General features: G+C 44.4%; 18 protein-coding genes. 12 read left to right on the forward strand and 6 right to left on the reverse strand.

Annotation, left to right across the window (positions count from 1 at the left end):
- Nucleotides 1-29: 29 nt before the first annotated feature.
- From pabC to QQ041_RS04710, 7 genes are all read left to right on the forward strand, one after another.
- Complete coding sequence (gene pabC / locus QQ041_RS04680; RefSeq protein ID WP_285953212.1) at nucleotides 30-890, forward strand: aminodeoxychorismate lyase; 861 nt, start codon at nucleotides 30-32, stop codon at nucleotides 888-890.
- The gene (gene mltG / locus QQ041_RS04685; protein WP_285953213.1) at nucleotides 887-1,903 is read left to right on the forward strand and encodes an endolytic transglycosylase MltG; all 1,017 of its coding nucleotides are present in this window, start codon (nucleotides 887-889) and stop codon (nucleotides 1,901-1,903) included. Before pabC ends, mltG begins: the two co-directional genes overlap by 4 nt.
- A 10-nt stretch (nucleotides 1,904-1,913) precedes the next feature.
- Nucleotides 1,914-2,546 carry a dTMP kinase gene (tmk, locus tag QQ041_RS04690; protein WP_285953214.1) on the forward strand — a complete coding sequence of 211 codons (633 nt, stop codon included), beginning with the start codon at nucleotides 1,914-1,916 and terminating at the stop codon, nucleotides 2,544-2,546.
- Between the two features lie 6 nt (nucleotides 2,547-2,552).
- A complete protein-coding gene (locus tag QQ041_RS04695) occupies nucleotides 2,553-3,518 on the forward strand; it encodes a DNA polymerase III subunit delta' (RefSeq protein WP_285953215.1) in 966 nt (321 codons plus the stop codon).
- Nucleotides 3,509-4,276, forward strand: coding sequence for a TatD family hydrolase (locus QQ041_RS04700; RefSeq protein ID WP_285953216.1), 768 nt, complete (start codon nucleotides 3,509-3,511; stop codon nucleotides 4,274-4,276). The genes QQ041_RS04695 and QQ041_RS04700 overlap by 10 nt, the downstream gene beginning before the upstream one ends.
- 444 nt (nucleotides 4,277-4,720) lie before the next feature.
- Nucleotides 4,721-6,151, forward strand: coding sequence for a PTS glucose transporter subunit IIBC (gene ptsG / locus QQ041_RS04705; protein ID WP_017062145.1), 1,431 nt, complete (start codon nucleotides 4,721-4,723; stop codon nucleotides 6,149-6,151).
- Nucleotides 6,152-6,381: 230 nt separating this feature from the next.
- Nucleotides 6,382-6,786, forward strand: a complete 405-nt coding sequence (locus QQ041_RS04710) for a hypothetical protein (protein WP_146492216.1) — start codon at nucleotides 6,382-6,384, stop codon at nucleotides 6,784-6,786.
- Nucleotides 6,787-6,899: 113 nt separating this feature from the next.
- On the opposite strand, the gene QQ041_RS04715 is transcribed toward QQ041_RS04710, so the two are convergent.
- On the reverse strand, nucleotides 6,900-7,493 hold the full coding sequence (locus QQ041_RS04715; RefSeq protein WP_146492215.1) for a porin family protein: 594 nt from the start codon (nucleotides 7,491-7,493) through the stop codon (nucleotides 6,900-6,902).
- 145 nt (nucleotides 7,494-7,638) lie between these two features.
- Here QQ041_RS04715 and QQ041_RS04720 point away from each other — a divergent pair, with 145 nt between their 5' ends.
- Nucleotides 7,639-7,728, forward strand: coding sequence for a YnhF family membrane protein (locus tag QQ041_RS04720; RefSeq protein WP_122053551.1), 90 nt, complete (start codon nucleotides 7,639-7,641; stop codon nucleotides 7,726-7,728).
- 41 nt (nucleotides 7,729-7,769) lie between these two features.
- A complete protein-coding gene (locus QQ041_RS04725) occupies nucleotides 7,770-8,984 on the forward strand; it encodes a patatin family protein (RefSeq protein WP_285953217.1) in 1,215 nt (404 codons plus the stop codon).
- 147 nt (nucleotides 8,985-9,131) lie between these two features.
- Here the strand turns inward: QQ041_RS04725 and pyk are convergent, their stop codons facing one another.
- Nucleotides 9,132-10,577, reverse strand: a complete 1,446-nt coding sequence (gene pyk / locus QQ041_RS04730; RefSeq protein WP_285953218.1) for a pyruvate kinase — start codon at nucleotides 10,575-10,577, stop codon at nucleotides 9,132-9,134.
- Nucleotides 10,578-10,896: 319 nt separating this feature from the next.
- Between pyk and QQ041_RS04735 the strand changes: the two genes are divergently transcribed.
- Both QQ041_RS04735 and QQ041_RS04740 read left to right on the forward strand, forming a co-directional pair.
- Nucleotides 10,897-12,114, forward strand: a complete 1,218-nt coding sequence (locus QQ041_RS04735; protein WP_285953219.1) for an ROK family protein — start codon at nucleotides 10,897-10,899, stop codon at nucleotides 12,112-12,114.
- Between the two features lie 167 nt (nucleotides 12,115-12,281).
- Entirely contained in the window at nucleotides 12,282-13,223 is a 942-nt protein-coding gene (locus tag QQ041_RS04740) for a chemotaxis protein CheV (RefSeq protein ID WP_017062139.1), read from the forward strand.
- A 336-nt stretch (nucleotides 13,224-13,559) separates the two neighbouring features.
- Here the strand turns inward: QQ041_RS04740 and QQ041_RS04745 are convergent, their stop codons facing one another.
- The 4 genes from QQ041_RS04745 to QQ041_RS04760 form a co-directional block, all read right to left on the reverse strand.
- Nucleotides 13,560-16,652, reverse strand: coding sequence for an error-prone DNA polymerase (locus tag QQ041_RS04745; RefSeq protein WP_285953220.1), 3,093 nt, complete (start codon nucleotides 16,650-16,652; stop codon nucleotides 13,560-13,562).
- 98 nt (nucleotides 16,653-16,750) lie between these two features.
- On the reverse strand, nucleotides 16,751-18,223 hold the full coding sequence (locus tag QQ041_RS04750; protein ID WP_285953221.1) for a DNA polymerase Y family protein: 1,473 nt from the start codon (nucleotides 18,221-18,223) through the stop codon (nucleotides 16,751-16,753).
- A gap of 3 nt (nucleotides 18,224-18,226) precedes the next feature.
- Nucleotides 18,227-18,934: a translesion DNA synthesis-associated protein ImuA gene (gene imuA, locus QQ041_RS04755; protein ID WP_285953222.1), complete on the reverse strand. Its 708-nt coding sequence runs from the start codon at nucleotides 18,932-18,934 to the stop codon at nucleotides 18,227-18,229.
- 154 nt (nucleotides 18,935-19,088) lie between these two features.
- The gene (locus QQ041_RS04760) at nucleotides 19,089-19,829 is read right to left on the reverse strand and encodes a YciK family oxidoreductase (RefSeq protein ID WP_146492209.1); all 741 of its coding nucleotides are present in this window, start codon (nucleotides 19,827-19,829) and stop codon (nucleotides 19,089-19,091) included.
- A gap of 137 nt (nucleotides 19,830-19,966) precedes the next feature.
- On the opposite strand from QQ041_RS04760, the gene sohB reads away from it, so the two are divergent.
- Nucleotides 19,967-21,034, forward strand: coding sequence for a protease SohB (gene sohB, locus QQ041_RS04765; RefSeq protein WP_285953223.1), 1,068 nt, complete (start codon nucleotides 19,967-19,969; stop codon nucleotides 21,032-21,034).
- The last annotated feature ends 138 nt before the right edge of the window (nucleotides 21,035-21,172 follow it).

Consider the following 21,172-nt stretch of genomic DNA (forward strand, 5'->3'; position numbering starts at 1 on the left):
TTGAGCCGTTTCTTTTTATGGGGAAAAACATGTTTTGGGTTGATGGAGAAAGCCAGCAAACTATCGATATCTTGGACCGCTCGTTTCAGTACGGAGACGGCTGCTTTACGACAATGCTTGTGAGTGATGGTGAGATACAACATTTTCATGATCATCAGCACCGTGTCGACGAATGCCTTAAAGCGCTACGTATTTCCGCTCTTGATTGGGATGTAGTTGGTCTTTGGCTCGATACTGCACTTCAACATATCCAACACAACGGTCTTCATGAAACAAAGAACCTCCACAAGACAAACAAGCCTCATAATGAAAAAGCAGGGATCAAGCTGCACGTTAGCCGTGGAGCGGGTGGGCGTGGCTACAGTACCAAGAATATCGCTAAGCCGACAATCACCATCAGTACCTTTGATTACCCAAGTCATTATTCAGCGTGGCAAGGCTCCGGTGTTGAACTCGGTATCTGCCATCAAGCGTTAGGTTTGAGCCCACTACTTGCTGGCCATAAGCACAATAATCGTCTTGAGCAGATTTTGATGAAAGATGAAATGGATCAAGCTAATGAAGTGGATGGTGTGGTTCTTGATATTTCGGGTAATGTGATTGAAACCACCATGGCCAATCTGTTTTGGCGCAAAGGTCAGGCGATATACACACCTCAACTCACTCAAAGTGGTGTAGCAGGGGTTATGCGTAAGCAAGTGTTAACCGCGCTGAATCAAGCTGAACTTTCCGTTACAATTAGTGATTACTGCTTATCTCAACTCATGCAAGCTGATGAGGTTTTCATGACCAACTCCATTTTAGGGGTTGCCCCAGTTACCCGTATTAGTGATACCCAATTTAACATTGGAACCGTTACTCGTAGCCTTCAAGGACAACTAAACTCGTGATCAAAAAGTTATTTATTTTTATTATCTTGTGCTTAATCGCAGCCGGTGCTGCTGGTTTTTATGTTTACAACCAAGCACAAGATAACTTGAAACAAGTTATTCAATTAGAAAAACCACAAGTCGTGACTGTTGCTTCAGGTAGCAGCTTTAACCGCGTTCTAGCCCAGTTGATTAACGAGGGGCTTTTTGAGGCTTCTCCTTACGAGAAATTAATCCGTAAGTTACATCCTGAGCTTGTAGACGTAAAAGCGGGAACTTTCCTGCTTGAACCGGGTTTAACCTTAGAGCAAGCGCTACAGGTGCTTGTAGAAGGGAAAGAGCACCAGTTTACCATTACCTTTGTTGAAGGCAGTCGTTTTGACGAATGGCTTGTTCAGCTAAAAGACAACGAATTCATTCAACAAACGTTGGATGGCGTCTCTGAAAAAGAGATTGCTGAAAAGTTGGGTATTGAAAACGAAAAGTTAGAAGGCCTTTTCTTAGCAGAAACGTATCACTATACCTACGGCACCACTGATTTAGATTTGTTGAAGCGGGCGCATCGAGACCTAATGAACGTGGTGAATGAAGAGTGGGAAAATCGAGCGGATAAACTGCCTCTTAAATCGCCATACGAAGCGTTAATTCTTGCATCTATCATTGAGAAAGAGACCGCTGTTGCGTCAGAACGTGAGCGTGTCTCTTCTGTGTTCGTTAACCGTCTGAACAAGCGTATGCGTTTGCAAACTGATCCTACGGTTATCTATGGAATGGGTGAGAGCTACGATGGCAATATCCGTAAGAAAGACTTACGTACGCCAACGCCATACAACACCTATACAATGAGTGGCTTGCCACCGACACCTATCGCTATGGCAGGCAAAGCTTCTATCAACGCGGCGTTGAATCCAGAGAAGAGCAACTACTTGTATTTCGTTGCGAGTGGAACAGGTGGTCACGTATTTTCAAAGAGTTTGACTGAGCATAACCGTGCAGTGCGAGCTTACTTAAAGCAATTAAGAAAAAACAGATAAAGAAATAATTATGAATCAGTCGAAATTTATCGTGGTTGAAGGCCTTGAAGGCGCTGGCAAAAGCACAGCAATCAATGCCATCGTTGAGACATTAAAAGCGTCGGGTGTCGAGGATATTGTTAATACTCGCGAGCCGGGTGGTACAGTCTTAGCTGAAAAGATGCGCTCATTGGTTAAAGAAGAGCACGAAGGCGAGAAGCTTCAAGACATGACTGAATTGCTGCTGATGTACGCAGCACGTGTTCAATTAGTAGAGAACGTCATCAAGCCCGCACTCGACAGTGGTAAATGGGTCTTGGGTGATCGTCATGATATGTCTTCACAGGCTTACCAAGGTGGTGGTCGTCAGATTGCACGCACGACAATGGAATCACTGAAAGCAACCACGCTAGGCGACTTTAAGCCCGATCTAACGCTATATTTGGACCTAGACCCTAGAGTAGGGCTAGAGCGTGCTAGAGGCCGTGGTGAGCTTGATAGAATTGAAAAAATGGACATCTCATTTTTCGACCGCACGCGTGAGCGCTATTTAGAAATTGCAGAACAAGATGATTCTGTACTTGTGATTAATGCGCAGCAAGAAATTGAGCAAGTAGCCACTGATATTAAAGTTGCGCTAACTGCTTGGCTCGACAAACAGTAGGTAGTCATGGCTGAAGTGTATTCTTGGCTCACACCGGTATGGAGTGAGTGGAAAAAAAGTCTCGATGCGGAGCGTTTTCCTAACTCTGTGATTGTTAATGCGCCGCAAGGGCTCGGCGTTGATGCGTTGATTAACCAACTTACCGACGCATTGATGTGTACGAATTATGAAACCGAGTCGTGCGGGTTTTGCCACAGCTGTGAATTAATGAAGTCGGGCAGTCATCCTGATTTTCATGTGATCTCACCAGAGAAAGAAGGTAAGTCGATCACAGTTGATCAAGTGCGTGCCAGCAACCGCTGGGCTCAAGAGTCTTCTCAGTTAGGTGGTTTGCGCGTTATCTTGCTTAACCCTGCTGAAGCAATGAACGAATCGGCTTCCAATGCACTACTGAAAACTCTGGAAGAGCCATCAAGCAAGTGTATTTTCATTCTGTCTACTCGCAACAGTAATCGCTTAATGCCGACTATTATCAGCCGTTGTCAGCAATTCAACGTGGTTAGCCCGCAGTTAGAGGCAGGTTCGGCGTGGTTAGATGGGGAAGTGGGCAAAGCGGTACCGCAGTATATTTTAGCACTCAATGACAACGCGCCTTTAAAAGCAAAAGCGATGTTTGAGCAAGGTGGCGTTGAAGCATCAACAAAAGCGCTCGATGGCTTTGTGAATGTGATAAAAGGCACTCAACCTGACATGCTAAAGTTCTCTACAGAGCTTAGCAAAGACCCATTAATTCAACTTGGCTGGCTTTGGCATTTATTGTCGGATGTACAGAAGCTGCATTTTGGTTTGGCGAATCAGGCTATCACTCCGAGTGCAAAAGCACTGTGTGAGGTGATGTCTTACCAAAGTGCTTATGCAGCATCGAATAAACTGCTGATATTGATTGAGCAGTTAAAGCAACACCCTGGGCTCAATACGGAGCTACTCATAATGAATTGGCTAATAGCCACTTGCGAGGAAACATGTTCGTAGATTCCCACTGTCACTTAGACAAACTGGATTACCAAGATTTACACACCAGCGTAGAAGATGTGGTTAACAAGGCGAAGGCTGCCAATGTAGACCAATTGCTTTCTGTCGGTGTGACACTAGATTCGTTTGAAAACATGCTCGAGATGATCTCGCCGTTTGATAACGTCAAAGCCTCCTGTGGCGTTCATCCTCTCGATGTTGAAAGTGATTTCTGCCTAGAGACAATGCGTGAGTACGCGAGCAATCCCAAGGTTGTAGCGATTGGTGAGACAGGTTTAGATTATCACTACCAACCAGAGACTGCAGAGCTACAACAGCTACGATTTAAGCAGCATGTTGAATTGGCCGTTGATCTTAATAAACCTTTGATCATCCATACTCGTAACGCACGTGAAGACACATTGGCTATTTTACGTGATGGCGGAGCTGAGAAGTGTGGTGGCGTGATTCACTGCTTTACTGAAGATCAAGCGTTCGCTGAAGCGGCAATGGAGCTAGGTTTTTATATCTCAATTTCAGGTATCGTGACCTTCAAACAAGCAACAGAACTCAAAGAAGTTGTTAGGAAGCTTCCTCTCGATAGGCTATTGATCGAGACGGATTCTCCATATTTGGCGCCAATTCCATATCGTGGTAAGCAGAATCAGCCTGCATATGTTGTAGAAGTTGCAGCCTATATTGCACAATTGAAAGGCTTGTCAATGAAAGAGGTTGCTGAACAAACAACCAAAAATTATCAAAAACTTTTTTTGCGATAAAAAACGAAGTAAACAAATAAAAGGGAGCGAAAGCTCCCTTTTTGTGTTTTTGATCACCAAAAATGCTTTTTTTTTTAATGTTTACTAATTATGTTGAACTTGAGATGGCTATTTATAACATTTGTAATTTTGTTACTAAAAATAACATTAGCTCCTATTTTATTTACCCAGTAAAATAATAGGTCTCATTGAAAATGCCCTTTATTTTCAATGAATTAAATAATTGTAAAGCATTGCATTTCTAGATTTGACATGTGATCCAAGACGTGTTTTGAAACTAAATTTCGTAAGTGACTAGAAAGTTAGTTCCCCATCAATATATATTTAGCGGCAGAAAATATAATGCAATACATGGTTACATTTTCACTGGGTGCTAACATATAGGCTACGGGGGTGTGCCGTTAGAACCCATATAATTATTTTATCTTTATCAGGAGCATAAACATGTTTAAGAACCTTTTTGCTAGCCTGCAGAAAGTTGGTAAGTCTCTGATGCTTCCAGTATCAGTTTTACCAGTTGCGGGTATTTTGCTAGGTGTCGGTGCAGCAGATCTTCCTTTCATTCCAGAAATCGTTTCAAACCTAATGGAACAAGCTGGTGGTTCAGTATTCGGTCAAATGGCACTACTGTTCGCAGTAGGTGTTGCACTTGGCTTTACTAACAACGATGGTGTGGCTGGTCTAGCTGCTATCGTTGGTTACGGCATCATGACTGCTACACTTGGCGTAATGGCTGGTGTAATGGGCGTTGATAAAATCGATACTGGTGTACTAGGTGGTATCCTAGTCGGTGGTGTTGCTGCTTGGGCATTCAACCGTTTCTTCCGTATTCAACTACCAGAGTACCTTGGCTTCTTCGCTGGTAAGCGTGCAGTGCCAATTATCACAGGTTTCTCTGCGATTGGTCTAGCAATCCTACTATCTGTAGTATGGCCACCAGTTGGCGGCGCTATCTCTGCGTTCTCTGATTGGGCTGCTCACCAAAACCCACAAGTGGCGTTTGGTATCTACGGTATCGTTGAGCGTTCTCTAATTCCATTTGGTCTTCACCACGTTTGGAACGTACCTTTCTTCTTTGAAGCTGGTACTTGTGTAAACGCTGCTGGTGAAACTCAAAATGGTGTTCTTACTTGTTACCTAGTTGCTGATGACGCATCTCGTGCAGCGGGCAATGGCTTCGGTCAGCTAGCTGGTGGTTACATGTTCAAGATGTTCGGCCTACCTGCTGCTGCAATCGCGATTGCACACTCAGCTAAGCCTGAAAACCGCGCTAAAGTAATGGGCATCATGGCTTCTGCTGCGTTGACTTCATTCCTAACGGGTATCACTGAACCAATCGAATTCTCTTTCCTATTCGTTGCTCCAGTACTGTACGCAATCCACGCTCTACTAGCTGGTTCTGCATACGTTCTTGCGAACACTCTAGGTTTTGTACACGGTACATCTTTCTCACACGGTCTAATCGACTTCCTAGTTCTATCTGGCAATGCGTCTAAGATGGGCCTAATGGTTGTATGTGGTATTGCTTACGCTGCAATTTACTACATCGTATTCCGCACTGTGATTAAAGCTCTAGACCTTAAAACTCCAGGCCGTGAAGACGAGACTGAAGAAGAGTCAGTTGCGACTGGTTCTGAACTTGCTGGTGAGCTAGTTGCTGCATTCGGCGGCAAAGCGAACATCACTGGTCTTGACGCTTGTATTACTCGTCTACGTGTTGCTGTAGCTGATACAGCTCTTGTTGACCAAGACAAACTGAAGAAACTAGGCGCTGCAGGTGTTGTTGTTGTTGCTGGTGGCGTACAAGCTATCTTCGGTACTAAGTCTGACAACCTTAAGACAGATATGGATGAGTGGATCCGTAACAACGGTTAATTCTCTGATTCAATAAATTGAAAGGAGGCCGAAAGGCCTCCTTTTTTGTTTTCTGCTTTATGAAAGACTTTCCTGTCTTTAATCTTTTTTAACTCAGAGAGTTACCGTTCGGCTCGATGCGCTGATGTTCGTTCTCAAATTTTTCATATCTTTTATCTTTTACCTAGCGATGACACCTTTAGCTGTTATTCCAGTAAACTACCGTTTTTTAAACACAGTCTGAGAATATTATGAAACATCGTTACTTGATCGGCCTTATGTGCTGCAGTGGAGCCTCTTTTGCCCACGCTTCTGAAGCTCCAGCTTTGGAAGTTGGACTCGCCATTGACCAAGACCTGAGTGTCGTTGTGGAATTTGATCAGAAATACCGTGCTACGATTGGCAATGATGGTGCTGCATTTGACTACATCTGGAAGCGCGGTCAGTTCGAGACTGAAGCTCCGTTGAGCTGGTACGTCGGCGCTGGTGCTTGGGCTGAATGGAATGATGACTTTGGTTTACGCTTGCCGTTAGGTGTGAAGGTGAACTTCTATGAAGGTTGGAATGCTTACGCGCAAGTTCACCCTGAGCTCGACATGTACAAAGGGGTTGAGTTGCAAGTAGGCGGTGCTCTGGGTATTACATACAAGTTCTAACTCGAACCAAAAAACGTTTTTATAATGACAAAGCCAGCATTTAGCTGGCTTTGTCGTTAAATCAGACATCCAGATTTTCTTCTAACTCATTTCGCTTGAGAACAGGTGTTGACTTAGAAAGTAAAACTGAGTCCGATATTGGCCTGGAATTGGTTCATCCAATCGGTATCAAAGCGGATAATGCAGTCTTGCCCAGTGCTCGGTACGCTACAAACACCGGATGTGTCGTTATCGACAACCGTACCTAGCCAGCGTATTTGAGTATTTAAAGCTAAGCGGTCACTAAATTTGTATTCTAAACCACCAAAGATAGAGGTGGAGAATCCATACTTGTCTTTCGCCCAGTCAACATCAACGTAAGACGCCCCAAGACCTAGCCCTAGATAGCCGGACAATACAGGAGAAGCAGGGTAGTAGATACTGCTTTGAAAGTGCAGGTATTGGATGGAGGAACTTAAGTTGAGTGTTTCTAACTCAGAGCTCTGATTGGAATAGAAAAAGCCGATGCGTCCTTTTTCAAGTGGCGTTTCAATTGCAAAAGTGTAGTTTTCAGAGCCTTTCATGTCATAAGTTTTTCCATCCTGGTCTTCGACACTACCACCGCCGGTATAACCCACCATCGGAGTAATGATGATCTCCGGCGAAGCATTCGCGCTTGAAATGGAAAGAAGCGTAACCAGTGCCATTATATTTGCTTTGTTATTCATGAGTATATCCTTGTCCATACACTTACTAATTGTGATGGTTACATCAATATTGTGCGACTAATTTCAACGATTCTTGAAGATACTTCACACACCTGATAGTACTTAAATAGAGACTCGACAAATTAATAATAAGCCAGAGGTGTCTATGGACCATAATCTGAAAAATGCTCTACAAATAACAGCGTTTATCTACACAATCATTCTTTCATTTGGCTTTATTGCGATTGGTAGCTAATACCATTTATTGCGAGGCTGAGTTTTTGTGCTCAGGGAATAATGAATAGTGGGATTATAACCAATATTGATACAGCAATAGACTTGGACTATTACGCTAAGTTTATTGCTGGAAAAACAGCACTGGTCGCTCAAGGTGGCGGACAGAGAAGTATTTTTACTTCGGGAGTGCTGGATGCCTTTCTTCTTTCTAATTTTGACCCCTTCGACGAATTTTTCGGTACTTCAGCAGGTGCCCTCAATTTATGCGCTTATCTGTGCCGTGACAAAGGCCTTGGGCGTTCTTTTGTTCTCGACCTCACTACCTCACCAGAATTCTTCAACCTTTTTTCTTATATACGACACCGAAAGAATCTAGGCCTCGAATGGGCTTTAGAGCAAATTATGGCTTATCCCTATAAGCTCGATCTGGATTTGGGACGACAAACGTTAGGCGATCGCCATTTTTATGCGGCAGTGACGGACTCTAAAGGTTTACGAGATCACTACTTCCCATTATTGGGCGACGACTGGTACAAAGTGATGATTGCGACCTGCGCCATTCCTCGTTTGTACAATGACGAAATTTTCATTGGTGACAGTGCTTATGTGGACGGTGGTGTATCAGCATGTATACCGGTTCAAGAAGCATGGCGCAGACAAGCTCGTTCTATTGTCGTGATTCGTACTGAGCCCGTGGTAGAGGAAGGGGATGGACATTTAGCGGGCTCTCAGGTGAATAAACCTTCAATAAAAGCACCTAAACCGATATCCGCCGAAGAGCTGGAATGGTTTCGTGAATCTTTCGACAGTGTTCAAGGCCACTGGCAACAGAAAGTGGAGCAGTGGAAAACCGACTGGACCTCTTTCTTCCAACAACAAATTATGCGCTCAAAAGAGCAAAAGCGTGACCGCGGGCATTTGGATCTGCTTAATGGTGGCCGATGGTTATTTGGTGCGGATGATATCTATCGCTTAAGTCATTTAATCGGTGATAAGTTTGATTCAGGCTTGGCTGACATGCTGATGGTGCATTACCAAACCTACTCACTGACACAAGACTTTTTGAATTCTCCACCGGATGATGCGTTTGTAGTGCAGATAGCACCAAGTCAGCCGCTGAAATCGAGTTCACTAATGAGTGATAAAGAGGATCTGTTACACGATTACGAATTGGGCTTAGAAGCCGGTTACCGATTTGTAGAAACCTACACATCAACGGAAAACGCTCGCAATTCACACATTCCACAGTTAGCAACCATTACTGCTGGCAAGTAATTCTTGAAGTTGATGAGTTAGCATGCTGTTAGCTCTCATATCGTTAGTGATTCAGTGTTCTGAAATGAAAAAGGGTTATTGAACTTGGTTCAATAACCCTTTTTTGCCTTTGAAATTATGCTAATCGCTTCGTCTTACGGTCAAACATTAAGTGACAGGCAAGATTCTCATACAGTTGGTTGATCCCGCCACATCCATAATGTCGCCTTGAGTGATGATCACCAGGTCACCAAACTTCAGGTATCCTTTCTCTTTTAGGCAAGTGAGGGTTGATAGCGCAATATCAAAGCTGTCTTCGGCTTCTGTCTCAAAGTAGATAGGTGTCACACCTCGGTACAAGGTGCAGCGATTAAGTGTTCCTTCGTTACGAGACAGCGCATAGATAGGCATGTCAGCACTTAAGCGAGACATCATCAATGCAGTACGGCCAGACTCGGTGAGAGTGACTACTCCTTTAATACCTTCCATATGGTTTGCTGAGTAGATGGTCGCCATAGAAACAGTTTCTTCTGCGGTAACGAAGGTGCGGTCAATACGGTAATTAGATTGGTTAACCCCCGCCATCTTTTCAGCACCAATACAGACTTCTGCCATTGATTTTACGGTTTCGACTGGGTAATCACCCGCAGCGGTTTCACCTGAAAGCATCACCGCGTCGGTGCCATCGAGTACCGCATTGGCAACGTCCATGACTTCGGCACGGGTTGGCATTGGCGCAGAAATCATTGATTCCATCATTTGAGTCGCGGTGATCACCGTTCGGTTAAGCGCTCTAGCACGGCGTATAAGCTGTTTTTGTACACCGACCAACTCTGGGTCTCCAATTTCTACTCCGAGGTCACCACGAGCCACCATGACCACATCTGAGGCCATTATGATGTCATCCATATTCTCAACAGTGGCGACTGTCTCTGCTCGTTCCACTTTTGCGACGAGGTGAGCTTCTAAGCCAGCTTCTCGTGCAAGCTGACGAGCGTAGTGCATGTCTTCGCCATTGCGAGGGAAAGATACGGCGAGGTAATCCACTTTGATTTGTGCTGCGGTGACGATGTCGCGCTTGTCTTTTTCTGTTAGCGCTTCTGCTGAAAGGCCACCGCCTTTTTTATTGATGCCTTTGTTATTTGAGAGTGGGCCACCAATGATAACTTCGGTGTGAACACGGCAGCCTTCCACTTTGGTTACTTTCAGTTGAACACGACCATCGTCAAGCAACAGGATATCGCCGGAGGATACGTCGTTAGGCAGCTCTTTATAATCAAGGCCAACCGCTTGTTGGTTGCCTTCACCTAAACCTAAGCTACTGTCGAGAGTAAATAGATCACCGACAGCAAGTTGGATCTTACCTTCTTTGAATGTCGATACTCGAATCTTGGGACCCTGTAAGTCCCCGAGAATGGCGATTTGAGTGCCGAGTCTTTTGGCTATCGCTCGGACATTTTCTGCACGTTGGATATGGTCTTCGCTGGTGCCATGAGAGAAGTTCATACGGACGATATTGGCACCGGCTTTGATGATCTCTTCAAGCACGTTACCTTTATCAGTAGAAGGGCCTAGCGTTGTGACGATTTTCGTTTTTCTTAATTCGGCTGTCATGAATACTCCTAGAGTGAGGCCAAGTAATCTTTTAAAAGACTGAATTAAGTATATGCATTAATTGATAATTTATTGGGAGCTAGGGGGATATTTCTTGATTTGCCTCTAATTATTGAATTCAGGGCTCAAACGCGATGTTTTATTCCGAAAATTAAGTCGTAAATTATCGATGTGGGTGTTAATTTTCCTCGAACTATTTGACTCGATACACAAAGATTCATGTATATACGTGATACTGGTCACGGCGATATACCAAGTGACTTCACAATTACTTCGCAAAGTAAAAAAATTACCTCGTTGATGATTTCTGGAGCGTAAAATGTACATGGCTCAACCGGGCCATATTGATCATATCAAACAGGTCAATGCTGGTCGTGTATATAAACTAATTGACCTTAAAGGTCCTATTTCTCGTATCGATTTGTCCAAGCAAAGTGAGTTGGCTCCGGCGAGTATTACTAAAATTACCCGTGAACTCATTGAAGCTCACCTGATTCACGAAACGACGGTTCAAGAAGCCACGACTCGTGGGCGTCCTGCTGTCGGTCTGCAAACCAATAACGAAGGTTGGCAGTTTCTGTCGATGCGTCTTGGTCGCGGATACTTGACGATCGCGCTCCATGAATTGGGCGGTGACGTGCTTATCGATACCAAAATTGATATCCATGAACGCGATCAAGATGATGTGCTTGCGCGTCTTCTCCATGAAATCGATGAGTTCTTCCAAACCTATGCTGAGCAACTCGACAGGGTGACGAGTATCGCTATCACACTGCCAGGTCTGGTGAATTCAGAGCAAGGTATTGTGCTGCAGATGCCGCACTACAACGTTGAAAACTTGGCGTTGGGGCCGGAGATCTACAAAGAAACCGGCCTACCAGTTTTTATTGCCAATGATACCCGAGCCTGGGCATTAGCAGAGAAGTTGTTTGGTAACTCACAAGATAACGATAACTCTGTTCTTATCTCGATTCACCACGGTTTAGGTGCCGGGATCATTCTTGATGGTCGCGTTCTGCAAGGGCGTCACGGTAACATCGGTGAGTTGGGGCATATCCAGATCGATAAGGAAGGCAAGCTTTGTCACTGTGGTAATCGAGGCTGTTTAGAAACGGTGGCGAGTTCTCAGGCAATCCGAGAGCAAGTCAAAGAGCGATTAGCCAATGGTGAAGAATCAACGCTAACGGTGTTTGAAGACGTCACTATTGAACAGATCTGCGCTGCCGCTGCTGATGGGGATCCGCTAGCTGTCGAAGTGATTGAACAGTTAGGTCGTTATCTAGGCTCTGCGATTGCGATTGTGATTAACCTATTCAACCCAGAGAAAATCTTGGTGGGTGGTGTTATCAATCAGGCGAAGAGCGTGTTATACCCGGCGATTCAAAAGTGCATCGAAGAGCAGAGTCTATCGGTTTACTATAAAGACTTAGAACTGGTGGAATCTCGTTTTTATAAGCAGGCAACCATGCCAGGTGCTGCGCTCATCAAGCAGGCCTTATACGATGGCCAACTGTTAATGAAAGTTATTGAAGGTTAACCTCTTTTCTCGTCTTGTAGCCTTACCCTGAACCTTTCCATGTACTTAAGCTTTGTATAACATCATTTGTTGTACTTAGTTTAAGCATTCTGTGCATTGGCGCTTTGCTTTAACCTATTGAAGTAGGCTATTGTAGCCACAGTTATTATTTGTCACTAAGGTGTTGTATGTCTGGCGTTTTAAATTCGGTTGATCAGAGAACCAAACTGGTCGGTGAAAATCGTCTGGAGCTCTTATTATTCAGCTTAAACAGTCGTCAACTATTTGCGATTAACGTATTTAAAGTGAAAGAAGTCCTAAAAGTGCCAGTGCTCACTCGCTTACCTGGCTCTCACCATCATATTACGGGTGTGGCTTCTTTACGTGGTGAATCGGTGCCTGTTATTGATTTGCGCAGCGCGATTGGCTTTCCGCCATCTCGTGCGGAATCTCAAGAGAGCAACCTAATTATTACGGAATACAACCGAACCGTACAAGGTTTCTTGGTTGGACAAGTTCGTAATATCGTGAACACGACATGGACAGAAATTCAACCGCCGCCAAAGACAACAGGCCGTGCAAACTACCTAACCGCTATCACGCATATTCAAGAAGAAGAGCAGCACAAGATTGTTGAGATCATCGATGTTGAGAAAGTGTTAGCTGAGATCATTGATTACGATGTCTCGATCTCTGAAGGCGTTTTAGACGAACAATTAGCTCAGGAGATGATAGGACGTAATGTGCTTATCGTTGATGACTCTTCAACAGCGCGTAACCAAATCAAAGGTACCTTGTCGCAGTTGGGTTTGAACATTATTGAGTGTTGTGATGGCTTAGAAGCACTGACCTTACTTAAGGGCTGGTGTGATGAAGGCAAAGACATCAATCAAGAAATATTGTTGATGATCACCGATGCTGAAATGCCTGAAATGGACGGCTATAAGCTGACACACGAAGTACGTACTGACCCTAGAATGCATGACCTGTTTATTACGCTAAATACTTCATTAAGTGGAAGTTTTAATGAAGCTATGGTTGAGAAAGTAGGGTGTAACCGCTTTATTTCCAAGTTCCAGCCGGACCTCTTGGTTGAAGTGACTCAAGAGCGAATGCGTCAGATTTTATAATTAATGCTGCTGTACGGTTTGTTTTGAGTGACCTTATAGAAAACGTTTGCTAATATTCACGTAGCATATTTTTCTTAACGAAATATGCTCAACTACTAGCGTAACTTTTCACACACAATCTAAGGTAGTTCCTCTTAATGATATGGTTAACGTCTAAAGTCGTCATGACTTTGAGCTTATTACTGTATAGGGAATTTAAGAAAAGACGTACGGAAGCTGAAGTTGAGTCATAACTCAACAATTGGAATTGAAGGGAAGCGGATGCTTCCCTTTTTCGTTGCTCTTTCTCTCGTTCCTCCTTTAGCCAGTGACCTATTGAGAACAGTTGGTACTTCGCTAATGAAAATCCCGAGATTTGGTTTTCAAGCCAACAATTTCATAGGTAATATCGATAAGTTTCCCCGCAATAACATGCACGACTTCTCCTTCTTTTTCTAATATCCCTTGTACCTTTAACGCCTTAGCTGTCAGATAAGCTTGTTGTTGAGCACGTGCTGTGGCGCCCCATACCACCACGTTGATATTGCCAGTGCTGTCCTCTAGTGTGACAAAGGTGACACCTGCCGCAGTTCCCGGTGATTGCTTACCTGTGACTAACCCGACAACGGTGACCATGGATTTGTGTCTTTGTTGCATCAAGTCTTTCATATGAGTGAATCGACCTAATCGATTCGCTTCTTCTAGTAAGGTTATAGGGTGCTTATTTAATGAGATACCGACACTGGTAAAGTCCTCAAGTAAATCCTGCATCTCATTGGGTTTGTGCAGTGTGTGTTCGCCATGACCATCCTTAGTCTCGTCATAGACTTGGCTAAACAGAGGTAGGTCAGAAGCGGAATCCATTATCGCCCAGCGAGTCTGGAAACGGTCTCCTGAAACGTTGTGTAGCGCGTTGGCTGATGCGAGTAGCTCTATGTCCTTCTTATTCATCGATAGCTGTTTTACTTGGCTAGGATGGTGATAACCAGAATGCGGACGATTGGCAAGTACGCTCTGGATACCGTGTTCACTCAAACCTTTGATTTGTCGCAGCCCTAATCGAATCGCTAAACTATTCTGTTGAGAGACAACCGTGTGGTCGTTTTGAGAAGCGTTCACACATACCGGAAGTATCGTCACATTGTGTCGCTGTGCATCTTGAACCAACTGCGATGGACTATAAAAGCCCATGGGTTGGCTATTCAACAAAGAAGCATAGAAGCACTCTGGGTAGTAGCATTTCAACCAAGCTGAACAATAGGCTAATACCGCAAAGGAAGCCGAGTGGCTTTCAGGGAAACCGTATTCACCAAAGCCACATATCTGTTTAAATATTTGTTCGGCAAACTCGGTTTCGTAGCCTCGCTTTTGCATGCCTTCGATGAGTTTGGTTTTGAACTTAAATACGTTGCCATTTTTCTTCCAAGCGGCCATCGCTCGTCTGAGTTGATCTGCTTCACCACCAGTAAATCCTGCAGCTACCATCGCGAGTTTGATCACTTGCTCTTGGAAGATAGGAACACCTAAGGTGCGCGACAGTACCGACTCCACATCTTTAGATGGATAACTGATTGGCTCAATGCCATCTCGACGCTTGAGAAACGGATGAACCATATCGCCCTGAATAGGACCAGGGCGTACGATAGCGATTTGAATCACCAAGTCGTAATAAGCCTTTGGCCTAAGCCTTGGTAGCATGCTCATTTGTGCACGTGACTCAATTTGGAATATCCCGACCGTGTCTGCTCGCTGAATCATGCCATAAACCTGAGGATCGTCCTTAAGGCGAGTGATCTCCGCAATTGTCAGTGATCGCCCATGAATACGTTTGATCAGGTCGAAACATTTACGAATTGCAGAGAGCATACCAAGCGCGAGCACATCAACTTTCAGCAAGCCTAAGGTTTCTAGATCATCCTTATCCCATTGAATAATGGTTCGGTCGTGCATCGCGGCATTCTCGACGGGAACCAGTTCATACAGAGGTCCTGAGGATATGACAAAGCCACCGACGTGTTGAGATAGGTGGCGTGGAAAGCCGATGATCTCATTGACCAAATGGATAAATTGTTGCCCCTTCAAAGAATCAGGTTGTAGTCCTAATTGAGTTAACTGAGCCTGCCAACCTAAGCTTTTGTCTCTGCGATTGGTGTTTTTGATGAAGTAATCGAGCTGAGTTTCTTGTAGCCCTAATGCTTTACCGACATCTCTTACTGCACTTTTAAAGCGATAAGAAATGACCGTTGCAGCCAGTGCAGCACGTTCTCTACCGTATTTTTGGTAGATATATTGAATAACCTCTTCTCGGCGTTCATGCTCAAAATCGACATCAATATCAGGCGGCTCATCGCGCTCTTTACTGATGAAACGCTCAAACAGTACCGAGATTTGTCTTGGGTCGACAGAGGTGATTTCTAAGCAATAACAGACCACGGAATTGGCCGCTGAACCTCGACCTTGGTAAAGAATACCTTGGCTTTTGGCAAACATCACGATGTCGTGGATGGTGAGAAAAAAGAAAGGGTAGTCAAGCTCGCCAATTAACCCCAATTCTTTATCTATGATCTGTTGGATGTCGTCAGGGACACCTTGTGGAAAGCGAGCCTGTTTTCCTTTTTCAACCAACATACGTAGATAGCTCATGGGCGTCTCACCCTTAGGAATCAACTCACTTGGGTATTCGTAACGTAGACTACCTAAGTCAAATTCGCACAGTTCAGAAATTCGGTTGCTCTCTTCTAGCCACTCCGCTTTGAAGATATGAGAGAGCTTATTGATGCTTCGCAAACAGCGCTCGGCATTCGCCAGTAAGTGACTGCCAACTTCGGTCACTGGTTTTTGATATTTAATCGCGGTGAGTGAGTGCTGTAAGGGCAAGCGATTAGCATTGTGCATTAACACGCCACCACAAGCTGTAATCGGCAGGTGGTGATGCTGTGACAGCTCAACGCAGTAATCCGTGTATTGTTGGTCGGTCTGTTTGAGGTGTCGTTGTAAGCCAATCCACAACCGACCGGAATGATGTTGAGAAAGCCATTGTCCCCAATGCGCGTCTTCATTTTTTTGCTGAGGTAGCCACAGGATGAAGCAGTGCTTAGCCGACATAATATCCCACTCAGAGAGCTGATAATGCCCTTTGCTGCTACGACGTCTCGCATTGGTAATAATGCGGCACAGCTCGGCATAGGCTTGTCTATTTGGGCATAGTAAAACCACTTGGCATTCTTCATTTAACCAAAACATGCTCCCGACAATTTGCTTGAGCGACAGTTTATGTTGCTTGATTGCAGAGTGGACTTTCACGATGCCCGCGACCGAGCACTCATCAGTAACAGCGAGTGCTTTGTAACGTAAGAAGTCGGCCTGTAAAACCAGCTCTTCCGCGTGTGAAGCTCCCTCAAGAAAGGAGTAATTACTTTGGCAGAAAAGCTCTGAGTATTGCTGAGACATAACGTAATTTCACTTAATCATTGCGAGTAAACATGATTGAAAAGGGATGTTGAAATAGAGTACGTGGAACGGGCGACTTAACTAAATTGTCTTGCTGACTAGCTAAATAAGCCGTGCAAAAACCACTGTTTATCTGGTGTTCTAAAGACCCATAGCCATCGACCGTTTTCACTGTGAGCAATAAAGTAGTCACGAATGATTTTTTCGCCATCCCACCACCCAGAAACAATACGCTCAGGGCCTTGGGATAAGGTGACGCTTTCGGTTAATGCTTCAGGTTCTGGCAGTAAAATACTGGGTCTGAGCCTTTGTTGGTTAATGTTGTTCGTTGTTGTGGCTTGTTGATTTAGTTCTTGTGGATCTCGCCCCTTTTTCGCCGTATGACTTAGTGTTGGTAGCGAATATTGATTGGCTTTCTCTGGCCTAGGATCTTGTTGTATTTTCGGCGTTTGAATACAGGGCTGTCCAAGTTTCGCCTGTAACAGTGAAAGTAGGTCTAGCGCAGCAAGCGTTCCGGTATTGCCATCAAAAAGATCGTGGTAGGCCATTTGAGGCTCACCATGACGAGTTAACGAGAGAGTGAGCCCTTGAACGGGGGCAGTGATCTTCAGTGACTCTAAAGTGAGATGCGTTAGGTTCGCCCATTTGCTGGCAAGATAATCGCCCTGCGCTGAATAGAAAGAGACATGATGATCGTCTTTATCCCTAAGATGCAGAGTCAGTGTTAGCTCAAACGCGACTCTGTCACGTAGCTTCAAAAAGCATTCCAGTTGATTCAACAATTTCAGCAGCGGCTTTTCGATAAATAGAATATTTTCAATATCAAACAATAGCTCGAGATATTGTTGGAAGCTTTCCGGTGGATGATAGAAATCAATCGGGTGCTTGAACTGCCCATTAAGGCGACCAACATAATTGACCAAGTCGATATCAAAGCGACGTGCGACATCTTGCAAAGGCAGTTTCAATAGGTCATCCACTAAGTTAATGCCGACGCGGTTCAGACGCTCCACTTGCTTAGTTGGCAGCTCGCTGGAACTTAATGCTTGTTGATTAACCCATGCTTTCATTTGCTCAACATTATTAGTGACTTGGTTGATGGATTGCTTGCCCAAAAGGATCGCAGAAAGTGGCGAGTAACCCGTCGCGAAGCTGAACTGGATATTGAGCGTTTCTAAATGACTTTTGAGCTCATGCCAGTAGTTATCTAGCCCATCGTAAAGTGACAGCATATTAGAAGCTTTAATCAACAAACCATTGGGTGGCAATAACGCCATGTCAGAAGTGACCAAATACGCCCATTGAGCGATCTCTTTGAGCTTGCTTTTTTCTAGCTCAATACTGTAAGGGTGGACGTGTAAGTTATGGCAAAGCGCCGCCGCAGACCCTAGCCCCATACCAAGTGAAATTCCCGATTGCAGAGCAGCTTGGTTAGCTTGCAGCACACGGTGATCTTTTTCATCCACGATGATAATAGGTTGCTCGTGTGCTTCTTCGTTCGAACCCAATTCATTAGAGTTAAATAAGGTATCCAACTGCAGAGATGGAAAGTGCAGATAAAGCCACAGCATGCGCTAACCTTGCTTCGCAATAGGGAAGGCCAACACAGTATTATCTGACAGATTGTGATGTGAACTGTCGATGCTGATGACTTTTTCTGTCAGTAACGGCCAATTGTGGGTCATGTCGAGAATAAAGCTACCATACGACCAACTGCCTTTTCTTTTAGTTACCTTAACCTTTAATCCCTGCGCATGAGAAGAGAGTTTCATGCTTAAAGAAACGGGCAGGGATAATTGATTATGGCTGGTGGCTTTAAAGTGAAATTGCAGACATTTACCTATTTCACTTGCGGCTTGTAGGCGTTTGGTTTGGTGGATTTCGAGATCGGCTCCCCATAACAATACAGAATGACAAGCACCACTCTTGAGGCATTGCTCGGCTGCCCATAATGCATCGAGGTCGCGTTGAGGCTCGATCACCAAGATGTTATCGAGCTCAATCCCTTGGCTGCTAAAAAACTCGGCACAGATCTTCCCTGGCGGGTTAATGAATATGGCCAGCTTCTGTGAGTTTTGCTGAGCTAAATAGGGGGTAAGCAGGCGCAGTTCGCCAATCCCTTGTTGTGATTCAACTTCAATAACGCCGTGCGTCAGGAAGCCGCCATCAAGCTGTTTATCCAATTGCGGATAGCCTGTCGAAGTGGTAGTTCCTTGCGTTGTTGATTGTAGCCCTTTCCAGATTAGCTGGCGGTCTTGTAAGTTTTTTATTAGTTCATGCATAATCAAATACCTGTGTATTTATACAGTATATTTAACAATGAAAAAGATGCAAAGCAAAATGATGATAATTAGCGGAAGTAAGTGCTAGTTGATTGATTTAGATACAAAAAAAGCCGCGATTAAAGCGGCTTCTTGTTATTGGTTATAATATCAACTACTTAGGTTGAGCGTCGATACATTGGCCATTAATGTCTGTCACACTTGGGTTCATTAAGTGTAGGTACAGTGGGATAATGTCCAGTGGCGTTTTCAGCTTGTTAGCATCTTCACCTGGGTACGCTTTTGCACGCATGCGTGTTTGCGTGCCGCCTGGATTGATCGCGTTAACACGGATGTTTGTGTCTTCAAGCTCATCCGCTAAGATCTGCATCATACCTTCGGTAGCAAACTTAGAAATTGCGTAAGTGCCCCAGAATGCACGGCCAGAGTGGCCAACGGTAGAAGACGTAAATACGATACGACCCGCTTCAGCTTTCTTTAGTGCAGGTAAAAGTGCTTGAGTCATCAAGAACTCAGACTTCAGATTGATCTGCATAACATCATCAAAGGTTTCTTCATCAATCTGCTCAAACGGGCTCAGAGTACCTAAAACGCCAGCGTTATGAAGTAGACCGTCTAAACGACCGAACTGCGATTCAATGGTTTCAGCCATATCAACGTAGTTCTGTTTTGTCGCGCCTTTTAAATCCAATGGGATAATTGCAGGCTGCGGGTAACCAGCGCTTTCGATTTCATCGTAAATGAATTCTAGGTTTTTTACATTGCGGCCTAACAGAATGACAGTTGCGCCATGTTGAGCGAAGCTTAGTGCAGCTTGGCGACCAATGCCAGCACCGGCACCTGTAACCAAAATTACTTTATCTTTGAGGGCATCTGTAGAGATTGGGTAATCCACTGTGCTTATCCTTCTTTCTTTTATTATGTTCGTCATTCCATTGATGTTTAATCACACAGATAACCGCAGGAATGATGAGAAATTCTTGGTAATCGTGACAAGATGGTTACAATACACTAATTCATACAATAGGGGATATGACATTGGAATTTTTGTTGGACTACGGCCTGTTTTTAGCCAAGATTGCGACCGTTGTAATCGCCATCATCGCAATTTTAGTGATTGCTAAATCTGTGGGTGGGAAATCAAGCGCGATTAAAGGTGAGCTGGAAATCACGAACCTATCTGAACACCATAAACAGACGATTGAACAATTAGAGCACCATCTACACGACGATGCTTTCATCAAAGCCCGTGATAAAGCAGAAAAGAAAGCAGAAAAAGAGAAAGTAAAATCACGCGGTAAAGAAGTAAAGAAAGCAGCGAAAGAGGGGGAGCTTGATAGCAAGCGTGAACCACATCTATTCGTTCTTGATTTTAACGGCAGCATTGATGCTAAAGAAGTGGCTTCATTACGTGAAGAGGTAACGGCGGTTCTGGCTGTGGCTCGTGAAGGCGATGAAGTCTTGCTGAAGCTTGAGTCTGGCGGTGGCATGGTTCACGGCTATGGCTTGGCGTCCTCTCAACTTGATCGTATCAAAGCAGCAGGTTTGCCTCTGACTATCTCGGTAGACAAAGTAGCAGCAAGTGGCGGTTATATGATGGCATGTATCGCAGACAAAATCGTATCTGCACCTTTTGCTATTGTTGGCTCTATTGGCGTTATCGCTCAATTGCCAAACTTCAATAAACTGCTGAAGAAACACGATATCGAGTTCGAACAGCTAACGGCAGGTGAGTACAAACGTACATTAACCATGTTTGGTGAGAACAGCGATAAAGCACGTGAGAAATTCAAAGAAGAGTTAGAAGAGACACATGGTCTATTCAAAGATTTCATTCGTGACCATCGTCCTGCGTTAGATCTTGAAAAAGTAGCAACTGGCGAACACTGGTTTGGCACGCAAGCACATGAACTTGGGCTGGTGGATGAGATCTGCACTTCTGATGATTTAGTCGTAGCGGCATGTAAGAACAAAACGGTTCTAGCGATTCACTACGTACAGAAGAAAAAGCTTTCAGACAAACTAGCGGGCGTGGCAGGCAAATCTGCAGACAGCGTGCTGATGAAACTGATTGAACGCGGCCAAAAGCCAATTGTTTAAGTTTATTCAGTTTTAGCTCTAGCTTTAGTGGCTCACGTCTATTTAAAGACGTTTGAGCCTTAAAAAGAAAGCGCATAAGTCATCAGACTTATGCGCTTTTTTATTGCTCCACTTCCGAGCGGGTTGACCACTATGGTG

Origin of the sequence: Vibrio sp. TMPB1044 (assembly GCF_030442075.1) — a bacterium.
GTDB classification, from domain to species: domain Bacteria; phylum Pseudomonadota; class Gammaproteobacteria; order Enterobacterales; family Vibrionaceae; genus Vibrio; species Vibrio satsumensis.

Coding starts and splice junctions, on each gene's coding strand:
- pabC (WP_285953212.1), top strand. CDS start 30: ATGTTTTGGGTTGATGGAGAAAGCCAGCAAACTATCGATATCTTGGAC.
- tmk (WP_285953214.1), top strand. CDS start 1,914: ATGAATCAGTCGAAATTTATCGTGGTTGAAGGCCTTGAAGGCGCTGGC.
- QQ041_RS04695 (WP_285953215.1), top strand. CDS start 2,553: ATGGCTGAAGTGTATTCTTGGCTCACACCGGTATGGAGTGAGTGGAAA.
- QQ041_RS04700 (WP_285953216.1), top strand. CDS start 3,509: ATGTTCGTAGATTCCCACTGTCACTTAGACAAACTGGATTACCAAGAT.
- ptsG (WP_017062145.1), top strand. CDS start 4,721: ATGTTTAAGAACCTTTTTGCTAGCCTGCAGAAAGTTGGTAAGTCTCTG.
- QQ041_RS04710 (WP_146492216.1), top strand. CDS start 6,382: ATGAAACATCGTTACTTGATCGGCCTTATGTGCTGCAGTGGAGCCTCT.
- QQ041_RS04715 (WP_146492215.1), bottom strand. CDS start 7,493: ATGAATAACAAAGCAAATATAATGGCACTGGTTACGCTTCTTTCCATT.
- QQ041_RS04720 (WP_122053551.1), top strand. CDS start 7,639: ATGGACCATAATCTGAAAAATGCTCTACAAATAACAGCGTTTATCTAC.
- QQ041_RS04725 (WP_285953217.1), top strand. CDS start 7,770: ATGAATAGTGGGATTATAACCAATATTGATACAGCAATAGACTTGGAC.
- pyk (WP_285953218.1), bottom strand. CDS start 10,577: ATGACAGCCGAATTAAGAAAAACGAAAATCGTCACAACGCTAGGCCCT.
- QQ041_RS04735 (WP_285953219.1), top strand. CDS start 10,897: ATGTACATGGCTCAACCGGGCCATATTGATCATATCAAACAGGTCAAT.
- QQ041_RS04740 (WP_017062139.1), top strand. CDS start 12,282: ATGTCTGGCGTTTTAAATTCGGTTGATCAGAGAACCAAACTGGTCGGT.
- QQ041_RS04745 (WP_285953220.1), bottom strand. CDS start 16,652: ATGTCTCAGCAATACTCAGAGCTTTTCTGCCAAAGTAATTACTCCTTT.
- QQ041_RS04750 (WP_285953221.1), bottom strand. CDS start 18,223: ATGCTGTGGCTTTATCTGCACTTTCCATCTCTGCAGTTGGATACCTTA.
- imuA (WP_285953222.1), bottom strand. CDS start 18,934: ATGCATGAACTAATAAAAAACTTACAAGACCGCCAGCTAATCTGGAAA.
- sohB (WP_285953223.1), top strand. CDS start 19,967: ATGACATTGGAATTTTTGTTGGACTACGGCCTGTTTTTAGCCAAGATT.